The 1,030-nt window shown below is 41.0% G+C and carries 2 protein-coding genes; both read left to right on the top strand.

The features are described from left to right. Positions 1-328 precede the first annotated feature (328 nt). Positions 329-619 (top strand): type II toxin-antitoxin system HigB family toxin, encoded by a 291-nt coding sequence (locus tag H5185_RS22240; protein WP_107885219.1) that lies wholly within the window; start codon positions 329-331, stop codon positions 617-619. A 4-nt stretch (positions 620-623) separates the two neighbouring features. After that, on the top strand, positions 624-1,030 hold a 407-nt coding region (locus tag H5185_RS22235; RefSeq protein WP_182743337.1), incomplete at its 3' end, for a type II toxin-antitoxin system HigA family antitoxin.

Raw genomic sequence — 1,030 nt, 5'->3', positions numbered from 1 at the left:
AAGCGTCCCGAAGCAGTATTTGCACATAAGCTCACTGCAGGTGATTGACTGCGTTGAAGCTACAAGCTTCAAACCCATTTAACCAAACACGACTCAACCAAACATAAAAATGCCAAACCTCATTCGAAGGCCAACAAACTTCGGGGCAAAAGCGTGCTAGCCAAAAGCGAGCATAGGATGTCAGGTTACTACGGGTGAACCAGTCTGGGCCAGACTGATTCATTAGTTCCTTATTAAATATATCTGTTATGCGTATACGTGCATTTGAAAAGTTTCCTTTTTGGAAACTTTTGTGATATATCTTCCAAGACGAAAACAGGAAAAGACCGTGCACGTTATTTCAAGAAAACCATTTAATGATGCCGCCCAAAAGTATCCTAACGATAGGGACGCCTTGGTTCAAATATACAGCACCTTACGCAGTGGCACATTCACCAATCCTGATGATTTACGGCAAGTATTTCCGTCTTTGGATAACTTTAAATATCGAGATAAATGGTGGGTGATTGATGTAGGTGGTAATAATCTACGCATTATAGCCTTCATCGAGTTCCGAGATAACAGGATGTATGTGAAGCACGTGGTTAGCCATGCAGACTATAGTCGAACAAAGGAGTAATTATATGCTACCTACTGCATGTATTGAAATTAGAGAGGCATTGGCCAAAGTGCCATACCTTGCTCACATTGAAACTCAGGACGACTACGAGCAAGCATTAGCATTAATGGACGACTTGATAGATGATTACGATGCAAACAACTTTTTAATTGAAATGTTGTCACTTAGCATTGAGCGATGGGAAGAACAGACTGATGAATTTGCTGAATTTAATGCAGCCATTGCCGAATTGGACAGTGGTGTAGCTGTATTGAAAACGCTTATGTCCCAGTATCGTCTTGGTGTTGCAGATCTTCCTGAATTAGGTTCAAAAAGTAATGTAAGTAAGTTACTCAATACCGTAGGAGGAAAAAAGCTAAATCGACACCACATAGAAGCACTAAGTCAGCGCTTTGGTGTGCCTGTATCATT

Origin of the sequence: Shewanella sp. SG44-6 (genome assembly GCF_014164185.1) — a bacterium.
Classification (GTDB): domain Bacteria; phylum Pseudomonadota; class Gammaproteobacteria; order Enterobacterales; family Shewanellaceae; genus Shewanella; species Shewanella vesiculosa.
This window is presented reverse-complemented; position numbering and strand designations above follow the sequence as displayed.